This window comes from Kitasatospora sp. NPDC041917 (assembly GCF_055589745.1).
In genome coordinates this window covers 47,360-71,064 of sequence record NZ_JBVJBI010000010.1, presented here as the reverse complement: position 1 = coordinate 71,064, position 23,705 = coordinate 47,360, and the positions used below count along the sequence as shown (strand labels likewise).

The 23,705-nt window shown below is 72.8% G+C and carries 22 protein-coding genes; 14 read left to right on the top strand and 8 right to left on the bottom strand.

Annotation, left to right across the window (positions count from 1 at the left end; genetic code table 11):
- Positions 1-112 precede the first annotated feature (112 nt).
- The 8 genes from ACZ6EM_RS14765 (at position 113) to ACZ6EM_RS14730 (ending at position 10,577) form a co-directional block, all read left to right on the top strand.
- Positions 113-1,702 (top strand): acyl-CoA mutase large subunit family protein, encoded by a 1,590-nt coding sequence (locus ACZ6EM_RS14765; protein ID WP_465772507.1) that lies wholly within the window; start codon positions 113-115, stop codon positions 1,700-1,702.
- 212 nt (positions 1,703-1,914) lie between these two features.
- The gene (locus tag ACZ6EM_RS14760; RefSeq protein ID WP_401046246.1) at positions 1,915-3,168 is read left to right on the top strand and encodes an amidohydrolase; all 1,254 of its coding nucleotides are present in this window, start codon (positions 1,915-1,917) and stop codon (positions 3,166-3,168) included.
- 252 nt (positions 3,169-3,420) lie between these two features.
- The gene (locus ACZ6EM_RS14755) at positions 3,421-4,479 is read left to right on the top strand and encodes a BMP family lipoprotein (protein ID WP_401046243.1); all 1,059 of its coding nucleotides are present in this window, start codon (positions 3,421-3,423) and stop codon (positions 4,477-4,479) included.
- Between the two features lie 292 nt (positions 4,480-4,771).
- Complete coding sequence (locus ACZ6EM_RS14750; protein ID WP_401046241.1) at positions 4,772-6,352, top strand: ABC transporter ATP-binding protein; 1,581 nt, start codon at positions 4,772-4,774, stop codon at positions 6,350-6,352.
- A 3-nt stretch (positions 6,353-6,355) separates the two neighbouring features.
- Positions 6,356-7,516, top strand: a complete 1,161-nt coding sequence (locus ACZ6EM_RS14745; RefSeq protein WP_401046238.1) for an ABC transporter permease — start codon at positions 6,356-6,358, stop codon at positions 7,514-7,516.
- A complete protein-coding gene (locus ACZ6EM_RS14740; RefSeq protein WP_401046235.1) occupies positions 7,513-8,778 on the top strand; it encodes an ABC transporter permease in 1,266 nt (421 codons plus the stop codon). Before ACZ6EM_RS14745 ends, ACZ6EM_RS14740 begins: the two co-directional genes overlap by 4 nt.
- Positions 8,775-9,185, top strand: a complete 411-nt coding sequence (locus ACZ6EM_RS14735) for a cytidine deaminase (protein ID WP_401046232.1) — start codon at positions 8,775-8,777, stop codon at positions 9,183-9,185. Before ACZ6EM_RS14740 ends, ACZ6EM_RS14735 begins: the two co-directional genes overlap by 4 nt.
- A gap of 114 nt (positions 9,186-9,299) precedes the next feature.
- Entirely contained in the window at positions 9,300-10,577 is a 1,278-nt protein-coding gene (locus ACZ6EM_RS14730) for a thymidine phosphorylase (RefSeq protein ID WP_401046230.1), read from the top strand.
- A gap of 30 nt (positions 10,578-10,607) precedes the next feature.
- Here the strand turns inward: ACZ6EM_RS14730 and ACZ6EM_RS14725 are convergent, their stop codons facing one another.
- A complete protein-coding gene (locus ACZ6EM_RS14725; protein ID WP_401046227.1) occupies positions 10,608-11,162 on the bottom strand; it encodes a Uma2 family endonuclease in 555 nt (184 codons plus the stop codon).
- 26 nt (positions 11,163-11,188) lie between these two features.
- Positions 11,189-12,475 carry an MFS transporter gene (locus ACZ6EM_RS14720; protein WP_465772506.1) on the bottom strand — a complete coding sequence of 429 codons (1,287 nt, stop codon included), beginning with the start codon at positions 12,473-12,475 and terminating at the stop codon, positions 11,189-11,191.
- Positions 12,476-12,567: 92 nt separating this feature from the next.
- On the opposite strand from ACZ6EM_RS14720, the gene ACZ6EM_RS14715 reads away from it, so the two are divergent.
- The 3 genes from ACZ6EM_RS14715 (at position 12,568) to ACZ6EM_RS14705 (ending at position 15,425) form a co-directional block, all read left to right on the top strand.
- A complete protein-coding gene (locus tag ACZ6EM_RS14715) occupies positions 12,568-13,536 on the top strand; it encodes a LysR family transcriptional regulator (RefSeq protein ID WP_452179722.1) in 969 nt (322 codons plus the stop codon).
- A gap of 130 nt (positions 13,537-13,666) precedes the next feature.
- Positions 13,667-14,824: an adenosine deaminase gene (locus tag ACZ6EM_RS14710; protein WP_380542931.1), complete on the top strand. Its 1,158-nt coding sequence runs from the start codon at positions 13,667-13,669 to the stop codon at positions 14,822-14,824.
- 229 nt (positions 14,825-15,053) lie between these two features.
- Positions 15,054-15,425: an ATP-binding protein gene (locus ACZ6EM_RS14705; RefSeq protein WP_359911518.1), complete on the top strand. Its 372-nt coding sequence runs from the start codon at positions 15,054-15,056 to the stop codon at positions 15,423-15,425.
- A 110-nt stretch (positions 15,426-15,535) separates the two neighbouring features.
- On the opposite strand, the gene ACZ6EM_RS14700 is transcribed toward ACZ6EM_RS14705, so the two are convergent.
- On the bottom strand, positions 15,536-15,721 hold the full coding sequence (locus tag ACZ6EM_RS14700; RefSeq protein ID WP_387693235.1) for a PspC domain-containing protein: 186 nt from the start codon (positions 15,719-15,721) through the stop codon (positions 15,536-15,538).
- A 348-nt stretch (positions 15,722-16,069) separates the two neighbouring features.
- Between ACZ6EM_RS14700 and ACZ6EM_RS14695 the strand changes: the two genes are divergently transcribed.
- Positions 16,070-17,461 carry a hypothetical protein gene (locus tag ACZ6EM_RS14695; protein ID WP_465772505.1) on the top strand — a complete coding sequence of 464 codons (1,392 nt, stop codon included), beginning with the start codon at positions 16,070-16,072 and terminating at the stop codon, positions 17,459-17,461.
- Positions 17,462-17,539: 78 nt separating this feature from the next.
- Here the strand turns inward: ACZ6EM_RS14695 and ACZ6EM_RS14690 are convergent, their stop codons facing one another.
- Positions 17,540-18,193, bottom strand: coding sequence for a hypothetical protein (locus tag ACZ6EM_RS14690; RefSeq protein WP_465772504.1), 654 nt, complete (start codon positions 18,191-18,193; stop codon positions 17,540-17,542).
- Positions 18,194-18,341: 148 nt separating this feature from the next.
- On the opposite strand from ACZ6EM_RS14690, the gene ACZ6EM_RS14685 reads away from it, so the two are divergent.
- Positions 18,342-19,022, top strand: a complete 681-nt coding sequence (locus ACZ6EM_RS14685; protein WP_465772503.1) for a PhzF family phenazine biosynthesis protein — start codon at positions 18,342-18,344, stop codon at positions 19,020-19,022.
- On the opposite strand, the gene ACZ6EM_RS14680 is transcribed toward ACZ6EM_RS14685, so the two are convergent.
- From ACZ6EM_RS14680 to ACZ6EM_RS14665, 4 genes are all read right to left on the bottom strand, one after another.
- Positions 18,992-19,600, bottom strand: coding sequence for a VanZ family protein (locus tag ACZ6EM_RS14680; protein WP_465772502.1), 609 nt, complete (start codon positions 19,598-19,600; stop codon positions 18,992-18,994). The genes ACZ6EM_RS14685 and ACZ6EM_RS14680 overlap by 31 nt on opposite strands.
- A gap of 101 nt (positions 19,601-19,701) precedes the next feature.
- Positions 19,702-20,034 carry a hypothetical protein gene (locus ACZ6EM_RS14675; protein ID WP_401050029.1) on the bottom strand — a complete coding sequence of 111 codons (333 nt, stop codon included), beginning with the start codon at positions 20,032-20,034 and terminating at the stop codon, positions 19,702-19,704.
- Entirely contained in the window at positions 20,031-21,575 is a 1,545-nt protein-coding gene (locus tag ACZ6EM_RS14670; RefSeq protein ID WP_401050030.1) for an ATP-binding protein, read from the bottom strand. Before ACZ6EM_RS14670 ends, ACZ6EM_RS14675 begins: the two co-directional genes overlap by 4 nt.
- Before the next feature lie 60 nt (positions 21,576-21,635).
- Entirely contained in the window at positions 21,636-22,313 is a 678-nt protein-coding gene (locus ACZ6EM_RS14665) for a response regulator transcription factor (RefSeq protein ID WP_030257458.1), read from the bottom strand.
- 380 nt (positions 22,314-22,693) lie between these two features.
- Here ACZ6EM_RS14665 and ACZ6EM_RS14660 point away from each other — a divergent pair, with 380 nt between their 5' ends.
- Entirely contained in the window at positions 22,694-23,566 is an 873-nt protein-coding gene (locus ACZ6EM_RS14660) for a SigE family RNA polymerase sigma factor (RefSeq protein WP_452178819.1), read from the top strand.
- The last annotated feature ends 139 nt before the right edge of the window (positions 23,567-23,705 follow it).

The window sequence follows — 23,705 nt, the reverse complement described above, 5'->3', positions numbered from 1 at the left end:
CTGGGGCTCATCGGTCGTTCACCCGATCATCTCAACCGCGTCGCCGCCGCGGCGGGCCGGTCAGGCCCTACATTGCGAGGACCCGCTCCCCAGCTCCGGAGGAGGCACCCCCATGACAGCCGAACCGCGCCGCGCCGAGTCGGGTTTCGCGATCGAGCCGCTGTACGGCCCCGAGTCCCTGGCCGGCCGGGAGGCCGGCGCCCGGCTGGGCCGGCCGGGGGAGTACCCCTACACCCGGGGTGTCTATCCGACGATGTACACGGGCCGCCCCTGGACGATGCGCCAGTACGCGGGCTTCGGCACCGCCGCCGAGTCCAACGCCCGCTACCGGCAGCTGATCGCGGGCGGCGGCACCGGCCTCTCGGTCGCCTTCGACCTGCCCACCCAGATGGGCTACGACTCGGACGCGCCGCTCGCCGCCGGGGAGGTCGGCAAGGTGGGCGTCGCCGTGGACGGCGTCGAGGACATGGCGGTGCTGTTCGACGGCATCCCGCTCGGCGGGGTGTCCACCTCGATGACCATCAACGCGCCCGCCGCCCTGCTCCTGCTCCTCTACCAACTGGTCGGCGAGGCCCAGGGGGTGGCGCCGGCGGCGCTCACCGGCACGGTCCAGAACGACGTGCTGAAGGAGTACATCGCCCGCGGCACCTACATCTTCCCGCCGCAGCCCTCGCTGCGGCTGGTCGCCGACGTGTTCCGGTACTGCCGGGCCGAGATCCCGCGCTGGAACACCATCTCCATCTCCGGGTACCACATGGCCGAGGCCGGGGCCGACCCCGCGCAGGAGATCGCCTTCACGCTGGCCAACGGCATCGCCTACGTCCGCACCGCGATCGCCGCCGGGATGGCCGTGGACGACTTCGCCCCCCGGCTCTCGTTCTTCTTCGTGGCCCGCACGACGCTGCTGGAGGAAGTGGCCAAGTTCCGTGCGGCGCGCAGGATTTGGGCCACAATCATGCGCGACGTGTTCGGCGCCCGGAACCCGCGCTCGCAGATGCTGCGCTTCCACACCCAGACCGCCGGAGTGCAGCTCACGGCCCAGCAGCCCGAGGTCAACCTGGCCCGGGTCACCGTGCAGGCGCTCGCCGCGGTGCTCGGCGGCACCCAGTCGCTGCACACGAACAGCTACGACGAGGCGATCGCGCTGCCCACCGAGAAGGCCGCCCGGCTCGCCCTGCGCACCCAGCAGGTGCTCGCGTACGAGACCGACGTGACCGCCACCGTCGACCCGTTCGCCGGCTCCTACGCCGTCGAGTCGCTCACCGACGAGGTGGAGGCCGCCGCGCGGTCGCTGATGGACCGGATCGAGGAGCAGGGCGGCGCGGTGGCCGCGATCGAACGGGGCTACCAGAAGGGCGAGATCGAGCGCACCGCCTACCGGCTCCAGCAGGAGACCGACTCCGGGGAGCGGACGGTGGTCGGGGTCAACCGCTTCCGGTCGGACACGGAGGAGCCCTACCAGCCGCTGCGGGTGGACCCGGCGATCGAGGAGCGGCAGGCGCGGCGGCTGGCCCGGCTGCGGGCCGAGCGCTCCGCCGGTGCCGTCACCCGGGGGCTGGACGCGCTGCGCCGCACCGCCGAGGGGACGGGGAACGTGCTGTACCCGATGAAGGAGGCGCTGGCCGCCCGGGCCACCGTCGGCGAGGTGTGCGACGCGCTGCGCGGAGTGTGGGGGACGTACTCCCCGGTGGAGCGTTTCTGACGTCCTGCTGAACGGCCGTCAACCCGCCGGTGTCGTCGGAGAAGTGGCGGCCGTGACCGTCGGCCGGGGTGGTCGTTGCACAGGGCACGCAACCCGGGGAAGGCGGCTGAAACAAGATGTCATACCCACGTGTCCGGCCGGTATGCACCCATCCGGGGACTAGTTTTCCGGAAGTCGGGCCAAATCCCCCCAACAGGCCTACGATTGGCGAGATGAACCGTCCTGAGCCCGCTCAGCCGGGCACCACTCTCGCCGTCCCACGCCCCGCCGCCGATCTGCGCGACCGGGTCCGGGAGCTGGAGCCCGAGCTGGTCGCCTTCCGTCGTGATCTGCACCGGCACCCGGAGCTGGGCCGCCAGGAGTTCCGAACCACCGGGCTGCTGCGCGACCGGCTGGCGGCCGCCGGGCTCGAACCCCGGGTGCTGCCCGGCGGCACCGGCATGCTCGTCGACATCGTCCCGCCCGGCACCGCCCCGGGGACGGAGTTCCTGGCCTTCCGCGCCGACATCGACGCGCTGCCGATCGACGACGCCAAGACCGACGTGCCGTACCGCTCCACCGTCCCCGGCCGGGCCCACGCCTGCGGCCACGACGTGCACACCTCGGTGGTGCTCGGCACCGGCCTGGTGCTGGCCGAGGCCGCCCGCGCCGGCGAGCTGCGCCGCCCCGTCAGGCTGGTGTTCCAGCCCGCCGAGGAGGTCATGCCGGGCGGCGCGCTGGACGTCATCAAGGCCGGCGGGATGGCGGGTGTCGGGCGGATCTTCGCGGTGCACTGCGACCCGAAGGTGGAGGTCGGCCGGATCGCCCTGCGGGTCGGGGCGATCACCTCGGCCTGCGACCGCCTGGTGCTGCACCTGGACGGCCCCGGCGGGCACACCGCCCGTCCGCACCTGACCACGGACCTGGTCACCGCGGTCGCCAGGACGGCCGCCGACCTCCCGGGGGCGCTGGCCCGCCGGATGGACCCGCGCTGGGGCGTCAGCCTGGTCTGGGGGCGGATCGCCTCCGGCTCCGCGCCCAACGTCATCCCGCAGCACGCCGAGCTGGAGGGCACCGTCCGCTGCCTGGAGCTGGACGGCTGGCGGGAGGCGCCGGACCTGCTGCACGAGCTGATCGCCAAGCTGTCCGAGACCCACCGGGCCAAGTGGACGCTGGACTACCACCGCGGGGTGCCGCCGGTGGTGAACGAGGCGGTCTCGGTCGCCCTGCTGGACGGGGCGATGCACGCCCGCTTCGGCGGGGACGGCGCCGTGGTGGTGGAGGGCACCGAGCAGAGCCTGGGCGGCGAGGACTTCTCCTGGTACCTGGAGCACGCCCCGGGCGCGCTGGCCCGGCTCGGCGTCCGCGCCCCCGGCGACGCCACGGTCCGGGACCTGCACCAGGGCCGGTTCGACGTGGACGAGCGGGCGATCGGCATCGGCGTGGAACTGTTCTCGGCGCTGGCCCTGGAGGCGGACGGCAGCTGACGGCAGGTCCGGGGGCGGTGCGGCCGGAGCGAAGCGGAACGGCCGGATCCGGGGTCCCGTCGGGGTTACGTAAACTGACCGAACCGACCTCGGATCACCGTCCGCGCGGGGGACAGAGCCCCGGGGAGAACATCAGACCACGGTTTGATAACAACCCGTATGCTCCGGCACCCCGTAACACAACCGTGTTCTACGCGCGTTACGGTGGCGTCCGACCACGCCAAACGGTTGCGTGTAGAAGGAGATATCCCCTTGCGCCGTTCAATGAAGCTCGCCGCGGTTGTGCTCTCGGGTTCCCTGGGCATGGCCTCGCTCGCCGCTTGCGGCGCAAAGAGCACCGACTCCTCCTCCTCCGGCTCGGGCGACGGTTCGCTCAAGGTCGGCCTGGCCTACGACATCGGCGGCCGCGGCGACCAGTCGTTCAACGACTCCGCCGCCCGTGGTCTCGACAAGGCCAAGTCCGAGCTGGGCGTCTCCGTGACCGAGGCCGAGGCCAAGCAGGGCGAGGCCGAGGCCGACAAGGAGACCCGTCTCAAGAACCTGATCGACGCGGGTTACAAGACGATCATCGCGGTCGGCTTCGTCTACCAGCCGGCGATCAACAAGATCGCCAAGGACAACCCGACGGTCAAGTTCGCGATCATCGACTCGAACGACAAGGACCAGCCGGCCAACGTCACCTCGCTGCTCTTCGCCGAGCAGGAGGGCTCGTACCTGGCCGGTGTCGCCGCCGCGAACAAGTCGAAGGCCAAGCACGTCGGCTTCATCGGCGGTGTGCAGTCCGAGCTGATCAAGAAGTTCGAGGCCGGTTACACGGCGGGTGTGAAGTCCGTCGACCCGAGCATCACGGTCGAGACCACCTACCTGACCACCCCGCCGGACTTCACCGGCTTCGCCTCGCCCGACAAGGGCAAGGAGGCCGCCCAGGGTCAGCTCGACAAGGGCGCGGACATCATCTACACCGCCGCCGGCTCCTCCGGCAACGGCGCCATCGAGGCCGTCGCCAACAAGCAGGGCGCCCTGGCCATCGGTGTCGACTCCGACCAGGCCAGCCAGCCGGCCCTGGCGAAGTACAAGAGCAGCATCCTGACCTCGATGGTCAAGAACGTCGACACCGCGGTGTTCTCGTACATCCAGTCGGTCAAGCAGGGCCAGAGCCCGACCGGCGTCAAGCTGTTCGACCTGAAGGCCGAGGGCGTCTCGCTCGCCACCACCGGCGGCAAGATCGACGACATCCAGGACAAGCTGAAGCTCGCCGCCGACGCGATCAAGTCCGGCGCCACCACCATTCCGACCGCGCCGGTCAAGTAAGCACCGCGCGTCCCGGACGCCGCAGCGCCCGCCGCCTGCCCGGCAGGGCGACGCATCCACACAGTTCACGGGAGGGGCCCGGCAGGGTGCGCTCAACGCGTACCCCCGGGCCCCGTTCCGTCTCCCCGTTCCCCCTTGGCCCTCCGAGCGCAACGACGCGCCTCCATACCACCAGGAGACCGCCATCACCGCATCCGACCCCGTCCCCCTGCGCAAGGACGGCACCCCCAGCGCGGGGACGGCGACACCGGCCGTCGAACTGCGCGGCATCACCAAGCGCTTCCCGGGTGTCGTGGCCAACCACGACATCAACCTCACCGTCCGCACCGGGACCGTGCACGCCCTGATGGGTGAGAACGGCGCCGGCAAGTCGACGCTGATGAAGATCCTCTACGGCATGCAGAAGCCGGACGAGGGCACCATCGCGATCAACGGCGAGCCGTGCGAGTTCAACACCCCCGGCGACGCCATCTCCCGCGGCGTCGGCATGGTGCACCAGCACTTCATGCTCGCCGACAACCTCACGGTGTGGGAGAACGTCGTCCTCGGCGGCGAGAAGCTCCACGGCATCGGCGCCAGGGCGAAGGCGAAGATCAAGGAGATCTCCGACCAGTACGGCCTGGGCGTGCGCCCGGACGCCCTGGTCGAGGACCTCGGCGTCGCCGACCGCCAGCGCGTCGAGATCCTCAAGGTGCTGTACCGCGGCGCCAAGATCCTGATCCTCGACGAACCCACGGCCGTGCTCGTCCCGCAGGAGGTCGACGCGCTGTTCGACAACCTGCGCGAGCTCAAGTCCGAGGGCGTCACCGTCATCTTCATCTCGCACAAGCTGCACGAGGTGCTCGCGGTGGCCGACGCGATCAGCGTCATCCGGCGCGGCACCACGGTCGGCGACGCCGACCCGAAGGCCGTCACCGCCCGGCAGCTCGCCGAGCTGATGGTCGGCGCCGAGCTGCCCTCCCCGGAGAGCCGCGAGTCGACCGTCACCGACGCCGTGATGCTCGACGTCGAGGGCCTGCGGATCGCCAAGACCGACGCCGAGGGCATCGAGCGCGTCGTCCTCGACGACATCTCGCTGCGCATCCACAAGGGCGAGATCCTCGGCATCGCCGGTGTCGAGGGCAACGGCCAGGCCGAGCTGGTCGAGGCCGTCATGGGGATGCTGCCGCTGAACGCCGGCACCGTCACCCTGGACGGCAAGGACCTCTCCGGCAGCCTGACCCGGGCCCGCCGCGAGGCCGGCATCGGCTACATCCCCGAGGACCGCCACAAGCACGGCCTGCTGCTGGAGGCCCCGCTCTGGGAGAACCGCATCCTCGGGCACGTCACCGAGGCGCCCAACTCCAAGGGCGTGCTGCTCGACCCGGCCGCCGCCCGCACGGACACCTGGCGGATCGTCGAGGAGTACGACGTCCGCACTCCCGGCATCGAGGTCACCGCGGCCTCGCTCTCCGGCGGCAACCAGCAGAAGCTGATCATCGGCCGCGAGATGAGCCACCAGCCCAAGCTGCTGATCGCCGCCCACCCCACCCGCGGTGTGGACGTCGGCGCGCAGGCGCAGATCTGGGAGCACATCCGGGTCGCCCAGCGGGCCGGCCTGGCCGTCCTGCTGATCTCCGCCGACCTGGACGAGCTGATCGGCCTGTCCGACACCATCCGGGTCATCTACCGCGGCCGCCTGGTCGCCGACGCCGACCCGGCCACCGTCACCGCCGAGGACCTCGGCACCGCGATGACCGGTGCCGCCAGGGGCCACCTGGAGTCCGAGCCGGAGGCCGTCGCCGAGGCGCAGGCCGTCGCGGCCGAGGGCACCGAGGCCGAGGCCGGGCACCAGCCCACCGACACCGCCGACGACCCGCAGGCGGGGGAGTAACCCATGACCAGTCCCAACCCCGCCGCCGCGAAGCCCGGCCTGGCCCAGCGGTTCAGCGGTGAGCGGATCGTGCTCGCGCTGGCGGCGCCGGTGCTCGCGGTCCTGCTCTCCATCGCGATCTGCTCCGTCCTGCTGGCGACTTCGGGCAAGAACCCGTTCGACGCCTGGAACGTGATGATCACGTACGCCGGCAAGTCGGACGGCCAGGTGGGCATCCTCAACCGGTCCACCACCTACTACCTGGCCGCCGCGGCCGCCGCGTTCGGGTTCCGGATGAACCTGTTCAACATCGGCGTCGAGGGCCAGTACAAGGTCGCGGCGCTGTTCGCGGCCTTCGTCGGCGCCAAGGTGGACCTGCCGGCCTTCATCCAGATCCCGCTGCTGCTGGTCACGGCCATGCTGGTCGGCGGTCTGTACGCGAGCATCGCCGGTCTGCTGAAGGTCTACCGCGGCGTCAGCGAGGTCATCTCGACCATCATGCTGAACTCGATCGCGACCGCGATCATCGGTCTGCTGCTCGTCCCCGGCATCTTCGCGCCGAAGACCAGCGGCACCACCAACTCGATCCAGACCGAGCCGATCTCGCAGTCCAGCCACTTCTTCTCGCTGGAGACGGCCGGCGGAACGCTCTGGGGCTTCATCTTCGTCGCCGCCCTGGTCGGAGTGGTCTTCCAGGTCGTGCTGACCCGCACCCGCTTCGGCTTCGACCTGCGCGCCACCGGCCGCTCGGAGTCCGCGGCGACCGCCTCCGGCGTGAACGTCAAGCGCATGGTGATCATCTCGATGGTGGTCTCCGGAGCCATCGCCGGTCTGATCGGCCTGCCGGAACTCCTGCAGAACTCGTACTACTTCGGCCAGAGCTTCCAGCCCGGTCTGGGCTTCCTGGGCATCTCGATCGCCCTGCTCGGCCGGAACAGCCCGATCGGCATGGCCTTCGCGGCACTGCTGTTCGCCTTCCTGGACGTCACCGGCTCGGTGCTGCCGCTCCAGGGCGGGTTCCCGTTCGAGATCGTCGACGTCATGAAGGGCACCATCGTCATCTGCGTCGTCGTCGCGTACGAGCTGGTGCGCCGCTACGGCCTGAAGCGTCAGCAGCAGAAGGTCGGCGCCCAGCTCGCCGCCCAGGCTGCCGCGAACAGTGAGAAGAAGGAGGTGTCCGCATGAGCACGGCAACGGCTGCCCGTCCGAAGGCGTCGGGCGCACCCGCGAAGAAGCGCAAGCTGTCCTGGCCGGTCGTCCTGCTCCTGATCGCGGGCGCCCTGGTGCTGTTCTCCGCCGTGGGCCTGGCCACCGGCAACCACTCGCTGACCTCCTCCGGGCAGGTCACCGCCGCGCTCGGCGCCGCCGTGCCGATCGGCATGGCCGGTCTGGGCGGTCTCTGGTCCGAGCGGGCCGGTGTGGTCAACATCGGTCTCGAAGGCATGATGGTCGCCGGCACCTTCTGCGGCGCCTGGGCGGGCTACCTGGTCAACCCGTGGGTCGGCCTGCTGGCCGGCATGCTGGGCGGGGCGGTCGGCGGCCTGCTGCACGCGGTCGTCACGGTCACCTTCGGCGTCGACCACATCGTCTCCGGCGTCGGCATCAACCTGCTGATCCCCGGCATCTGCGCGTACGTCAACCGGATCTACTACAAGGACTACGTCTCGGTCGGTGCCGGCCAGAACCAGTCCCCGCCGGCCGACCCGCTGCCGTACATCACCGTCCCGGGCCTGTCCTCCGGGCTGAAGAGCATCGAGAGCCACCACTGGTTCTTCGTCTCGGACGTCGCGGGCGTGCTCGGCGGCCTGGTCACCAACATCTCGGTGGTCGTGCTGCTGGCCGGCGCGCTGATCGTGGTCAGCTACTTCGTGCTCTGGCGCACGGTGTTCGGCCTGCGGCTGCGCTCCTGCGGTGAGAACCCCACCGCCGCCGAGTCGCTGGGCGTCAACGTCTACAAGTACAAGTACCTCGCGGTCATCGCCTCCGGCGCCTTCGCCGGCCTCGGCGGGGCGTACCTCTCGCTGGTCGCGGCGCACTTCTACAAGGACGGCCAGACCCTCGGCCGCGGCTTCATCGGCCTCGCCGCGATGATCTTCGGGAACTGGATGCCCGGTGGCCTCGCCATGGGCGCCGGTCTGTTCGGTTTCACCGACAGCCTCCAGCTGCGCGACCCGGAATCGGTGCACGTGCTGATCCTGATCGTCGGCATCGCGATGATCCTGTTCGCGCTCTGGCAGCTGTACCGCCGCAAGTACACCGCGACGGTGGTCTCCCTCGTGGTGGCCGGCGGCCTGATCGCCTGGTACTCGCTGACCGACGAGGTGCAGCGCCCGCTGATCGTCGCCACGCCGTACCTGATCACCCTGGTGGTGCTCTCGCTGGCCTCGCAGCGCCTGCGGATGCCCAAGGCGGACGGCCAGATCTACCGCAAGGGCCAGGGCAAGTGACCGCCCCCGCGCCTGCGGCGCCGCCCGCGATCGACTGGGAGCTGCTGCGCACGGCGGCGCGCGAGGCCATGGGCCGCGCGTACGCGCCGTACAGCAGGTTCCCGGTCGGCGCGGCCGCCCTGGTGGACGACGGCAGGGTGGTCACCGGCTGCAACGTCGAGAACGCCTCGTACGGGCTCGGGCTGTGCGCCGAGTGCGGGCTGGTGTCCGCGCTGCACTCCTCCGGCGGCGGCCGGCTGGTCGCCTTCACCTGCGTGGACGGCGCCGGTGAGCTGCTGATGCCGTGCGGGCGCTGCCGCCAACTGCTGTACGAGCACGGCGGGCCGGGGCTGCTGGTCGAACTGGCCTCGGGCGTGAAGCCGATGAGCGAGGTCCTGCCCGACGCGTTCGGGCCGGAGCGGCTCTAAGGGCCCGGTTGGCCCTAGCCGCAGCAATTGTTACGCGCGTAGAGTGTCGCGAGTGGGCCGGAACCCGGTCATCTCGCGACACTCTTCGCTTTTGAAACCCCTCTTGGAGCACGCATGGACGCCATCTCCGTCATCAGGACCAAGCGCGATCGCGGAGAGCTGAGCGACGCTCAGATCGACTGGGTCATCGACGCCTACACCCGCGGTGAGGTCGCCGACGAGCAGATGTCCGCGCTGGCGATGGCGATCCTGCTGAACGGGATGAAGCCGCGCGAGATCAGCCGCTGGACCGACGCCATGATCCGCTCCGGCGTCCGGATGGACTTCTCCTCGCTGCCGCTGCCCACCAGCGACAAGCACTCCACCGGCGGCGTCGGCGACAAGATCACCCTGCCGCTCGCCCCGCTGGTCGCCGCCTGCGGCGCCGCCGTCCCGCAGCTGTCCGGCCGCGGCCTCGGCCACACCGGCGGCACCCTGGACAAGCTGGAGTCCATCCCCGGCTGGCGCGCCCTGCTCTCCAACGAGGAGATGATGGACGTGCTGGGCTCCGCCGGCGCGGTGATCTGCGCGGCGGGCGACGGCCTCGCGCCGGCCGACAAGAAGCTGTACGCGCTGCGCGACGTCACCGGCACCGTCGAGGCCATCCCGCTGATCGCCTCCTCGATCATGTCGAAGAAGATCGCCGAGGGCACCGGCGCGCTGGTCCTGGACGTCAAGGTCGGCTCCGGCGCGTTCATGAAGAACCTGGACGACGCCCGCGAACTCGCCCGCACCATGGTCGGCCTGGGCACCACCGCCGGCGTCAACACCGTCGCGCTGCTCACCGACATGTCCACCCCGCTCGGCCTCACCGCGGGCAACGCGCTGGAGGTCCGGGAGTCCCTGGAGGTGCTCGCGGGCGGCGGCCCGGCCGACGTCGTCGAGCTGACCCTCGCGCTCGCCCGCGAGATGCTCGCCGCGGCCGGTGTGCAGGGCAAGGACCCGGCGGACGCGCTGCGCGACGGCTCCGCGATGGACCACTGGCGCCGCATGATCGCCGCCCAGGGCGGCGACGTCGACGCCCCGCTCCCGGTCGCCCGCGAGCAGCACGTCATCCCGGCGCCCGCCTCCGGCGTGCTCACCGCCCTGGACGCCTACGCGATCGGCGTCTGCGCCTGGCGTCTGGGCGCCGGCCGCGCCCGCAAGGAGGACCCGGTCCAGGCCGGCGCCGGCGTCGAGATGCACGCCAAGCCCGGCGACACCGTGGTGGCCGGCCAGCCCCTGCTGACCCTGCACACCGACACCCCGGAGCGCTTCGACTACGCCGTCGAGGCCCTGGCGGGCGGCGTCGAGGTCGCCCCGGCGGGCACCGCCTTCACCCCGAACCCGATCGTCCTCGACCGCATCGCCTGAGGGTCCTGAGGTCTGCTCACGTACGCCGGATCAGGCGTACGTGAGCAGACCGCTGGTGTCGAGCGTCCAGGGACCGACGGCGATCCTGTCGCCGAAGACGAACTTCTCCCGGGCCTCGTAGCCGGGTTCCGAGTGCACGATGCCCGTGCCCGTGCGGGGATCGACGAGCAGGTAGAACGGAATCCCCATGGCCGAGTAGTCGCGGACCTTGTCGTGGTAGTCGTTCTCGGGGTTCGACTTGGAGACGACTTCCACGACGAGCAGCACCTCGTGCGGGAGGACCGCCCGCTGCTCGCCCTCCAGGGTCGCCTCGGGGAACACCATCAGGTCCGGGTTGCGCAGTCGGCCGAGCCCCGCGTCCTGGAGATCCGCGCCGTGATACGCGATGTGACCGGGGTGGGTGGCCGACAACTGGGCGTTGATCTGTCGGGAGAGGCGCAGCACGGCGAGTTCGTGACGCTTCACGGGCGACATCATCATGACGATCTGGCCGTCGGCGATCTCGATCTTCCCTATCCCCGGCACCTTCGGCAGCTGATCCGCGATCTCGAGCAGCCTGGCGTACACAGCAGGATCGATGCTCATGTTCCGGAGTGTATCCGCGGCGGCTGTCAAGCGTTCGCGACCGTTCGGCGGGCCGCGTGGGCCCGGTGGGTGGCGTAGAGGGTGACGGCGGCGGCGAGGGCCATGGCGGCGAGCCCGACGGTGGCGGCGCCGGGCCAGCCGGTGGCGTGGTAGGCGTCGGCGCCGAGGGTGCCGCCGAGGCTGTTGCCGAGGTAGTAGGCGATCAGGTAGAGGGCGGAGGCCTGGGCGCGGCCCTCGGTGGCGGTGCGGCCGACCGAGGAGGAGGCGGTGGCGTGGCCGGCGAAGAAGCCGGCGGTGATCAGGACCAGGCCGAGCAGGGCGCAGGCCAGGGACTCGGCGAGGGAGAGCAGCAGGCCGGCCGCGGTCACGCCGATGGAGACGTAGAGGGCGCCGCGCCGGCCGAGGCGGCCGGAGAGCCGGCCGGCGGCGGCGGAGGTGCCGGTGCCGACCAGGTAGACCACGAAGATCGAGGCGGCGATCGACTCCGGCAGGTGGAACGGCGCGGAGATCAGCCGGTAGCCGACGGTGTTGTAGACCGCCCCGAACACGGCCATGAACAGCATCCCGAGCGCGTACAGCCGCACCAGCAGCGGGTTGCGCAGGTGCCGTCCGACGGTCCGGGCGAGCGCGCGGGCGTCCACCGGGGCGGGGGTGAAGTGCCGGGCCGCGGGGATCAGCAGCCGGAAGGCGAGCGTGGCGAGCAGGGCGAGGACGGCGGAGGCGGCGAGGCCCCAGCGCCAGCCGAGTCCGGCGGCGGTCCAGCCGGAGAGCAGCCGGCCGCCCATCCCGCCGATGCTGTTGCCGGCCACGTACAGGCCCATCGCGGAGGGCAGCGCACTGGGGTGGACCTCCTCGGCGAGGTAGGCCATGGCGGTGGCGGGGAGCCCGGCGAGGGCGGCGCCCTGGAGGACCCGCAGGGTGACGAGGGCGGTGAGGTCCGGCGCGAAGGGCAGGGCGAGCGCGAGGGCGGAGGCGGCGAGGGTGGAGGCCGTCATCACCGCGGTGCGGCCGTACGTGTCGGAGAGCGCGCTGGCCGGGAGCAGCCCGAGGGCGAGGCCGAGGGTGGCGGCGGAGGCCGTCCAGCTGGCCTGGCCGGGGGTGAGGTCGAGGTCGGCCGAGAGGATCGGCAGCAGGCCCTGGGTGGAGTACAGCAGGACGAAGGTCGCGACCCCGGCGGCGAACAGGGCGAGGTTGGCGCGGCGGAAGCCGCGCTGGCCGGGGCGGTGGCGGTCGTCCGTGGTGGCGGTGGGGGAGGGGGCGGGGGCGGGGGCATCCGGGGTGGTCACGGATGCCCCGGTATCGGCGGGCTGCATGTCGTCGACCGTAGGCCTGGCGCCGTTGATGCGTCCAATGCATGAAGCGTGGATGATCGATGCACTGGTGTATGAGTCGAGGTGGTGGCGCGATGTCCGGTCCGGAGTCGGCGGACGGTGGCGAGCAGCGGTACCGGGTGGCCGAGTTGGGCCCGCGGGAGCCGGCGGCGCTGCTGGCGCCCCGGCTGGCCCGGTTCGCGGCGGTGGCCCGGCTGGAGCACGTGACCCAGGCGGCCGCGCTGCTCGGGGTGCCGCAGCCGACGCTGTCGCGCTCGGTGGCCCGGCTGGAGGAGGAGCTGGGGGTGGACCTGCTGGCCCGTCAGGGCCGTACGGTGCAGCTGACCCGGGCGGGCCGGCTGCTGCTGGCCTCGGTGGAGCGGGCGCTGGCCGAGGTCGAGCGCGGTGCGGCGGCGGCCCGGGCGGAGGCGGACCCGGAGGCGGGACTGGTGGCCTTCGGCTTCCTGCACACGATGGGGCCGGACGCGGTGCCGGCGCTGCTGCGCGGCTTCCGCGCGGCGCACCCGCGGGTGCGGTTCCAGCTGGTGCAGGACTACGGCGCGGCGATGCTGGAGCGGTTGCGGGCCGGGGAGTTGGACCTCTGTCTGGTCGCGCCGCTGCCGGAGGACCCGGCGTTCGCCGCCCGCCCGCTGGACGAGCAGCGGCTGCACCTGGTCGTCCCGGCGGACCACCGGCTGGCCGGGCGGCGGCGGATCCGGCTGGCGGAGGTGGCCGAGGAGCCGTTCGTCGGGCTGGAGCAGGGGTACGGGCTGCGCGCGATCACGGACGGCTTCTGCGCGCAGGCCGGGTTCGTCCCCCGGCTGGCGTTCGAGGGGGAGGAGGCGGAGACGCTGCGCGGGCTGGTGGCGGCCGGGCTGGGGGTGGCGCTGCTGCCGCCGGCCCTGGTGCCGCGACCGGGGGTGGTGGAGCTGGAGGTGACGGCGCCCCGCACCCGCCGGGCGATCGGGTTGGCCTGGGCGGCGGGGCGGCCGCTGACCCCGCCGGCGCGGACCTTCCGGGACTTCGTGCTGTCCCGGCGGGGGCGGCTGTTGCAGCACGACTGACGCCCGCTCGGCGGCGGTCCGGCGTTTTGGCGGATCGTATGGACCGGGCGGTGGAATTCCGCGTGGAGTTTGGACCATCCGGTGGTGTTCGCGGTGGTCGGTCTACGCGCGTAGGGGCTATATTTCCGCAATGGAACAGCAGATCCCCGTCACCACCGCGGGCACCGGCCCGCGCATCCCCACCGCCGACCAGATCCGCCGCGCGCCGAAGGTCCTCCTGCACGACCACCTGGACGGCGGGCTGCGCCCGGAGACCGTGGTCGAGCTGGCCGCCGCCTGCGGCTACCAGGGCCTGCCCACCACCGACGCCAAGGAGCTCGGCGAGTGGTTCCGCGAGGCCGCGGACTCCGGCTCGCTGGTCCGCTACCTGGAGACCTTCGCGCACACCTGCGCCGTGATGCAGACCCGTGAGGCGCTGATCAAGGTCGCCGCGGACTGCGCCGAGGACCTGGCCGCCGACGGCGTCGTGTACGCCGAGGTCCGCTACGCCCCCGAGCAGCACCTGGAGGCCGGGCTGAGCCTCGACGAGGTCGTCGAGGCCGTCCAGGAGGGCTTCCGCCTCGGCGAGGCCAACGCCCGCGCAGCCGGCCACCGGATCCGCATCGGCACCCTGATCACCGCGATGCGGCACGCCGCCCGCTCGCAGGAGATCGCCGAACTGGCCAACCGCCACCGGGACTCGGGCGTCGTCGGCTTCGACATCGCCGGTGCCGAGGCCGGCTACCCGCCCACCCGGCACCAGGCCGCCTTCGACTACCTCAAGGGCGAGAACAACCACTTCACCATCCACGCGGGCGAGGCCTTCGGCCTGCCGTCGATCTGGGAGGCCCTGCAGTGCTGCGGCGCCGACCGGCTCGGCCACGGCGTGCGGATCGTCGACGACATCACGGTCGGCGAGGACGGCACGGTCGAGCTCGGCCGGCTGGCCGCGTACGTGCGCGACAAGCGCATCCCGCTGGAGATGTGCCCGACCTCCAACATCCAGACCGGCGCCGCGGCCTCGTACGCCGAGCACCCGATCGGGCTGCTCAGCCGGCTGAAGTTCCGGGTCACCGTGAACACCGACAACCGGCTGATGAGCGGCACCAGCATGAGCCGGGAGTTCGGCCACGTGGTGGAGGCCTTCGGCTACACCCTGGGCGACCTGGAGTGGTTCACCGTGAACGCGATGAAGTCCGCGTTCCTGCCCTTCGACGAGCGGCTGGCGATGATCAGCGACGTGATCAAGCCGGGCTACGCCGAGCTGAAGGCGGAGTGGCTGTTCAGCGTGGGCGCCGGCGGCAACTGAGCCGCCGGGGCGGTGCCCCGGGCCCGCCGGGTCGGATGAACGCCGTGTTCCCGCACGAGAGTTGGCGTTCATCCGACTACTCACTCGGGTGAGTGAACGCCCTTTGGCTCCCGGGTGACCGGCTCACTACGGTGTGCCCGTCATTGCCGATACGGCTCGGCGGCGGTCGCCCGTCCGTCGGTCCCGTGCGTGAAGTCGGCCACCGACGAGGACCCAAAGGGGACCCACCATGAAGCAGGCTCTCAAGGCCGCGGGCACCGCGGCGCTCGGCATCGCCATCGCGGCGGTCGGCGCCGGTACCGCCTCCGCGGCCGACGGCCAGGCGGCCGGCGGCCTCGGGCTGCCCACCGGCGCGCTGACGAACCCGGCGGTGACCGGTGCGGTCACCGACACCGCCGCCAAGCTGCCCGCCACCGGCAAGGTGACCGAGACGCTGGGCACCCTCGCCCCGAGCGTGGGCAAGGCCGTCCCGGCCGGGGAGACCCCGCTGGCCGGCGTCACCCAGCAGCGTGCCGCCCTCCCGACCGTCCCGGGCCTGGACAAGACCCCGATCGGCGCGCTGACCAGCACCCTGCCGGCCCTCCCCGGCCTGACCGGCTGAAGTCCGGGGCGCGCCCGACCGGCACGCCCCGGCCCACGGCACGGCGACGGGCCGCCCACCCCGGGATCCCCGGGGCGGGCGGCCCGTCGCCGTCCGCCGGGCCGCCGGGCTCACGGCTCCTGGGGGAGCAGCAGCCAGAGGGCCAGGTAGAGGAGGAACTGGGGGCCGGGCAGCAGGCAGGAGAGCAGGAAGATCAGCCGGACGGTCCACGGGGTCAGGCCGAAGCGTTCGGCGATCCCGGCGCAGACGCCGGCGATGACGCGGTTGTGGCGGGGACGGGCGAGGCGCGCGGTCATGGTGTTCTCCGTGTGGTGGCGGCCCGGTCCGGCCGGTCCGGCGGGCTGCTTCCATACTCCGTCGCCGGCGGCCCCCGGTCCTCCGTCCGGCAGGTGATTCTCCGCCCCGAAGGGTCACCGGGTAGGCGGAGCCGGACGTCGGGGTAGTCCTCAGGGTGACCCCGAGGGCCGAGGGCCGGAACGTGTGCCCGGGCCCGTCCGAAGGGGCCCGGCCGGCTCGGTAGGATGCTGCCGATCGCAGTCGGCCGGGGGGCGGACGAAGAGCCCGACTTCGTTGTGGAACAACCTCTCGCGCAAGCGATTTCACGTCCTGATGGGTTCTGTCCCGCATTCTCTCGTGAGGTTGAATTGCGCATTCGGCATCGCAGATTCCTGACCGCGACCGCCGCCGTCACGCTGGCCTCCGGCCTGGCCGCCGTCGAGGGCCCGGCCGTCCTCGCCGCGCCGCAGGCCGTCGCGGTGGTCCCGGGCACCCGGACCCGTCCCTCGCCGGTCACGATCACCTTCGGGGGCCTTCCCGGCACCGTCACGGCGGGTGGCGCGGCGGTGGAGTTCACCGCGACGCTCCGGAACACCGCCGACCACCGGCTGGACGTCCCGTCCTCGTTCTTCGGCCTCGTTGACACCGGCGCCGGCACCGGCGCCGGGCAGGGCCACTTCAGGCTGGAGTACCGGTCGCCCGGCGCCGCCCAGTGGCAGGACGCCAGGGTGAACGCCGGGGGCACCGGCGCCCGCTGGGTGCTCGACCAGCCCGCGGTGCTGTCGCTGGCGGCCGGCGCCGAGGCCGTCTACCGGCTGCGGCTCACCGTCACCGCCGACGCCCCTGCCGGGCGGGTGGCGCCGGGCTTCGACTCCGTGGTCTCGGACCCGGCCCTGCCGCCGGAGCAGCGCACCACCGGTGCGGAGAGCGGCCACCCGGACCTGGTCGTCGCCCCGGCGGCGGCGCCGACCACCGTGCCGACCACGGCGCCGGCCACCCCGGCGGCCACCGTGGAGGTCGGGTTCGAGGGCGTGCCCACCTCGTTCACGGTGGGCGGGGAGGCGAAGCCGTTCACGCTGGTCCTCACCAACCGGAGCGGCAAGGACCTGCGGGTCGTGCCCGCGGCCGTGTTCCAGGGGGCGGCCGAACTCCCTTCGAGCACCGTCAAGTTCGAGTTCCGTGCCGTCGACGGGCAGTGGCGGGAGGCCACCTTGGCCGACAGCCCGGGGCACCCGGCCTGGCTGTGCCTCGGGCTGCGGACCGGGGACCGGAACGCCGACGTCATCGCGCTGGCGAAGGGCGGGAGCCGCACCGTCGAGGTCCGGCTGGCCTTCACCAGGGACGCGCCGATCCTGTTCGAGTCCCTGGTCGCCGTCGCGGACACCCTGCCGGAGCCGGGCGAGAGCGCGGCCGAGGCGGTCGGCGCCGCGGCCGACTTCATCACCGTGTCCGCGACGGGTCCCACCGCCAGGGCCGCTCCGGCGTTCCAGGACCCCGCCCCGGGCCCGGAGGCGCCGGAGCCGTCCGCCGCCCCGGTCGTCCCGGCGGCGGCCCCTCCGATGGCGCCGAGTCCGGCGACGGGCGGCTCGCGGGCGGTGGCCGCCCCGGCCGCCGACACCCGGCTGGCCTCCACCGGTGGCGGCACGGCCGCGGAGCCGATGGCGATCACCGGGGTGACCGCGATCGCCATGGGCGTCGGCACCCTGGTGGTGGCGCGGCGCCGCAACCGGGTGCGGGGCGGTGCCGGTAACCGACCCTGACGTGCCGGAAGGCCCGTCCGCCCCCGCTGTCGTGCGGGGACGGACGGGCCTTCCGGTGTGTACGAGCCGGTGGTGCGGTCAGCCGACCGGGTTCTGCGGCGGCTGCGGCTGCGCGTACGGGTTGTCCGCGACCGGCTGCGGGGGGACGCCCGGCTGGTACGGCGCGCCGCCCTGCGGCGGGGCGGGCGGAGCGGCCTGCGGCGCGACCGGGGGAACCGGGGCGCCGGCCGGCGGCGGGACGGGCGCGCCCGGCTGCTGGGCGTACGGGGCCTGCGGGGCGTTCGGGTTGAACGGGGCCTGCGGGGCGTTGGGGTTGAACGGGGCCTGCGGGGCGTTGGGGTTGAACGGGGCCTGCGGGGCGTTCGGGTTGAACGGCGCGTTCGGGTTGAAGGCCCCCTGCGGCGCGTTGGGGGCGAACGCGGCGGCCGCCTGGGCGGACTGCTGCTGCTTGGCGTTGCCGCGTTCGACGAGCGCCTTCACCGAGGCGACGATCATGCCGACCGGCAGGATGAACACCTTGAAGAAGATGTAGTAGGTGCCGCCCTCGAAGACGAACGCCAGGTAGTAGGCGTACCCGAGGAAGCCGAGGCCGAGGACGACGTTGAGGACGCGCAGGCCGACCTTCAGCCCGCCGGCGGCGGCCCCGAGGGCCACCATGATGACGCCGCTGAGCGCCAGCAGTACGACGTACCAGGAGAAGAGCGGTTCGGCGCTGAAGTCCAGATTGTTCAAAGCGGTTTCCTGGGGAAGGGAAGAAGAAAAACGGCAGGCGCCGTTCGGGGACGAGAGCGCACAGTACTAAAGGCGGCCGACATTCGTCGCCGCCTTTGTGTCACGGTGTCATTGCGCTGTGCCGCAGCGGCAGTCGACGAGGTGGGAAATGACGGATTTTGAGGTGCTGCGGGTCTTTTGCGGGCCCGACGGCGGGCACGGCAACGCGCTCGGCATGGTGCGCGACGGCGCCGCCGTGCCGGGGCGCGCGGACCGGCAGCGGATCGCCCGCGAACTGGGCTTCAGCGAGACGGTGTTCGTCGACGACCCGGAACGCGGGGAGATCGACATCTACACCCCGTCGGTGCGCCTGCCGTTCGCCGGCCACCCGTGCGTGGGCGCGGCCTGGCTGCTCGGGGTGGACCGGCTGGTCACGGCCGCCGGCGAGGTGGCGGTGCGGCGCGCGGACGGGCTGACCCGGATCGCGGCCCGGCCGGAGTGGGCCCCGGGGCGCACGCTGCGGCAGTACGGTTCGGCGGCCGAGGTGGAGGCGCTGGAGGTGCCGCCGCCGGGGGAGTGGGTCTACGCCTGGGCCTGGCAGGACGCGGCGGCCGGCACCGTACGGGCCCGGGCCTTCCCCGGGCGGGGCGACGGGATCGACGAGGACGAGGCGACGGGAGCGGCCGCCCTGTTGCTGGCCGCGAGCCTGGGGCGGGCGCTGACCGTCACCCAGGGCCGGGGTTCGCAGCTGCTGGCCGGACCGTGCCCGGGCGGGCTGGTGGAGGTCGGTGGCCGGGTGGTCCGGGCCCCGGGGCCGGCTCAGCGGGCGGGCGGCGTCGGTTCGGCGTAGGCGCGCCGGCGGGCGGTGGGTGCGACGGCCGTGACCGGGGTGACGGCGGCCACCGGCGGCACGGAGAGCACCGGCATCCGGGGCGCCCGCGGCCGCCGGTCCCGCAGCAGGTGCCGCAGGCCGGGGACGAGCGCGAGGTGGGCGACGGCCACGCCGGCCACGGCGAGCAGGATGTGGTCCACGTTGAGGACGTGCCCGGGCGCCCAGGACGAGAGGAACTCCAGCGCGGTCGCCAGCAGTGCGGAGACGCCGGCGGTGCGCAGGAAGGAGGGCAGCCAGGGGGCCCGGAGCCGGCCGCCGGCCAGTGGCAGCAGGACCCCGAGCGGGGCCAGCAGCAGGAGTTCGCCGACCACCTGCCAGCCGCTGGAGGAGCGGAGCGAGGCGAGCGGCGTCAGGTTGGCGTCGTACACCCAGGCCACCGGCAGTGGTCTCAGCACCAGCCAGAGCGCCAGTGCCAGGTGGCCGGTGAGACCCGCCAGCCCGGCCAACCGGAGGGGACGGTGGACGGCCGCCGCCGGGCTGCTCTCGGTCCCCGCGCCGGAACGCTCCTCGCGTGTCCTGGTGCCATCTCGCTGCACGGGGGGAAGGACGTGGGCCGACGGCACGTCGGTTCCACACCCGGCGTGAACATTCCCAAGCGCGCCCCCCGAGTCCCGTCCGCGCCCTCCTTCCCGGCGGCCTACCGGCAGGGCGAGGTCGTCGGCACCGCGCCGAACACGTTGTCCGGCGGCGGGCTGACCTGCGTCACCGGGGTGGGCGACGGGCTCGGACTCACGGCCGCCTTGGTGCCACGGGTCGGGGTCACGGTCGGAGCCGGTCCCGGCGGGGTGGCCAGGGCCGCCGGTATGTGCGGCGTGGTCGGGCAGGCCGTCCGGCTGGCGGGCGCGCCGGCGTCGACCGGTACGGCGGTCGGCCGGATGCCGCAGCCGGAGACCAGCGCGAGCAGCAGCAGCACGCCGGCGCCGCGGCGCAGGACGGTACGGGGGACGGCGGTGTCGGTGGGGGCGGTCACGTGGTGTCCTTGTCCTCGGCGGCGTCGCCGGCGGGGCCGCCCTCGGCCCCGCCCGCTGACGGCGGAGGCGGCGGGGCCAGCGGCAGGATCAGGGTGAACACCGCGCCGACCTCCCCGTTCGCCGCCGTGATCGTCCCCCCGTGTATCTGCGCGTTGGCCATCGCGATCGACAGCCCGAGGCCGCTGCCCTCCGAGCGCGCCCGCCCGCGGTCCGCCTTGTAGAAGCGGTCGAAGACGTGCGGCAGCACGTCCTCCGGGATGCCCGGACCGCTGTCGGAGACCTCGACCACGACCGACTCCCCGTCCTGCCGGACCCCGACCCGCACCGGCGAGCCGCCGTGCTTCAGCGCGTTGCCGATGAGATTGGCGAAGACCACGTCGAGCCGGCGCGGGTCGACCACGGCCAGGATGCCGCGCGGGGCGTCCAGTTCGACCGCGTCGTACCAGGCCCGCCCGTCGATGCAGGACATGATCAGGTCGGCGATGTCCACCTCGTCGGCGACCAGCCTGGCGGTACCGGCGTCGAAGCGGGTCACCTCCATGAGGTTCTCCACCAGGTCGGACAGCCGCCGGGTCTCGCTGACCACGAGCCGGACGGCCGGCTCGATCATCGGGTCCAGCGACTCGGCCTCGTCCTCCAGGATGTCGGTCACGGCGGTCATCGCGGTCAGCGGGGTGCGCAGCTCGTGCGACATGTCGGCGACGAACCGCCGGCTCTGCGCCTCGCGCGCGCTCAGCTCCTCGACCTGCTCGTGCAGCGACTCCGCGGCCCGGTTGAAGGTCCGTGCCAGGTCGGCGAGTTCGTCCGAGCCCTCGACCTCCAGCCGGGTGTCCAGGTGCCCCTCGCCGAGCCTCCGGGCGGCGTCCCCGAGCCGCTTGACCGGCCGCAGCACGGTCGCCGAGGCGGCCTGGGCGAGCAGCGCCGAGCCGATCAGCGCGAGCAGTGTGGCGATGGCCAGCGACCAGCCCAGCGTGTTGAGGTCGGCCCGCTCGTTCTCCAGCGACTTGAACATGTACGCCGTCGGGCCGTTCGGCACCACCTTGGTGCCGCCGATCACGAACGGCCGGCCCTCCAGGTTCTGCCGCTGCCAGTACAGGTGGTACGGGTACGGGTTGTTCTCGGTGATCTCGCGCGGCTTGGCGACGGTGGACCGCAGCGCCGCCGGGACGTCCGCCAGCGTGAAGTTCGCGGGGTCGGAGGAGGCCGTGCACTCCGGGTGCGCCGCGTCGACCACCACCACGTCGTACGTCAGCCCGGAGCTGGCCACGTTGGACGCCAGCGCGGCCAGTTCCGGGCAGCTCGCGTTCAGCGGCAGCTCGGAGACGTTGCGGGTGAGCGAGACCCGGAAGTCGTTCAGCGCGGTGTCCTGGGCGCGCTTGAGCACCGCGTCGCGGTTCAGCCAGTACGCGATGCCGGAGGCCGAGACGGCGGCGAGCAGCGCGACGGCCGCGAACACCGCGATCAGCCGCACCCGCAGGGAGCGCAGCCGACGCCACCGGCCCGTCGGGAACCGCCGGGCAGTCGTCTGATGGTCAGTCACAAGAGCCTGTCGTGGTACGGGAGTTCAGGGGCGGGTGGGGCTGGTCGGAGGTGTTCGGGGTCAGGCCGGCGGGTCCAGCCGGTAGCCCACCCCGCGGACGGTGCGGATCAGCGTCGGCGCGGACGGCACGTCCTCGACCTTGGCCCGCAGCCGCTGCACGCACGCGTCCACCAGGCGGGAGTCGCCGAGGTAGTCGTGCTCCCAGACCAGCCGCAGCAACTGCTGGCGGGAGAGCGCCTGGCCGGGGCGGCGGCTGAGCTCCAGCAGCAGCCGCAGCTCGGTCGGGGTGAGTTGGAGGTCCTGTCCGTCCTTGGTGACGGTCATCGCCGCGCGGTCGATCACCACGCTGCCGTAGGCAGAGGAGTCCGAGCTCTCCCGCTCGCCGCGCCGCAGCACCGCCCGGATCCGGGCGTCCAGCACGCGTGGCTGCACCGGCTTCACGACGTAGTCGTCCGCGCCGGACTCCAGGCCCACCACCACGTCGATGTCGTCCGAGCGCGCGGTGAGCAGGATGATCGGCAGCTGGTCGGTGCGGCGGATCCGGCGGCACACCTCGAAGCCGTCGATGCCGGGCAGCATCACGTCCAGCACGATCAGGTCGGGCCGCTGCTCCTTGAAGAGCCTCAGGCCGTCCTCGCCGGAGGCGGCGGTGGCCACGCGGTGGCCCTGGCGGGTGAGAGCGAGTTCGAGGCCGGTCCGGATGGCGTCGTCGTCCTCGATCAGAAGGAGGAAAGGCACGGCCCCATTTTGGCCCACCGGCCGCGCCGAATCACCCCCCGGATCACCCACCGTCCCTCCGGGAACCGGAACGGACGCCACCGGCGTCCGGTACGGAGGGAGGCGGTCCGGGATGTTCGGCCCCCTCCTGTGACACCCCTGTGACAGTCGGCGGACAGCGCCATCACAACCGGCGGGCAGGATTTTCCATGTCGCCGCAGGACAGCGGGCCGCAAGGCCGGCTGAAGGGCGGCTACCGGAACCGCTCGTACCGACCCAGGGGGCGCACGATGAACGCCATGCTTCAGACCCGGACCAACCCGGCTGTCCGCACCGCGCGTTCGTCAGCCACGTCCCACCGGACCCGGTACGAGGTCAGGACCGACGAGAACTCCGGTGCCGTGACCGTGCGGGGGTGCGCGCACAGCACCGGTGGAAACCCTGGCGCCCGTCGGGTGAGCGGCGGCGGCAGGACGGGGGAGCTGTACGGGATCGGCCGTCTGGGGAGTTCGGCCGACTCCGCCAGCACCCTCACGCTGCGGGGGATCCTCCCCGTCCGCGTCGAGGGCAAGGACGCCCCGGGGGGTAACCGGGGGACCGGGGGGAACGGTCTGCGGACGGTCGGTTCGGGGGAGCCGACCGGTCGTGAGGCCGCCGGTGCGACGCTGCTGCGGCTGAACCCCGCCGCGGCCCGCACCACCGAGGCGGGACAGGGAGGCGCGCAGGGGGAGCACCCGGCCGTCGCGGAGGACCACATCACGGAGTTCACCGCGTACGTGCGCGAGCGCCGCGCCTCCCTGTACGCCACGGCCTACCACCTGACCGGTGACCGCTACGAGGCCGAGGACCTGCTGCAGAGCGCGCTCTTCAGCACCTACCGGGCCTGGGGCCGGATCACCGACAAGGCCGCGGTCGGCGGGTACCTCCGCCGCACCATGACCAACCTGCACATCTCCGCCTGGCGGCGCCGCAAGGTCAACGAGTACCCGACCGAGGAGCTGCCGGAGACGGCCGGCGACACCGACGCGATGGGCGGCACCGAGCTGCGCACCGTGCTCTGGCAGGCGCTGGCGAAGCTGCCGGAGAACCAGCGCACCATGCTGGTGCTGCGGTACTACGAGGGCAAGACCGACCCGGAGATCGCCGACGTGCTGGGGATCAGCGTCGGCACGGTCAAGAGCAGCATCTGGCGCGCCCTGCGCCGGCTGCGCGAGGACGAGCACCTGAACAAGTCGGGCGACACCGTCCGGGCGTTCGGCGAGCTGGTCGCGTAACGAGGACTCCCGTCGGGGGACGGGAAGCGGACGGTCACGGTCCGGGGGCAGCGGCTCGGGGGAGCACGCCCGTGGGGGAGCCGAGGACCGTTCGGGGAAGGCGAAGGGCCCGGTGCGGGGGAGACGCACCGGGCCTTCG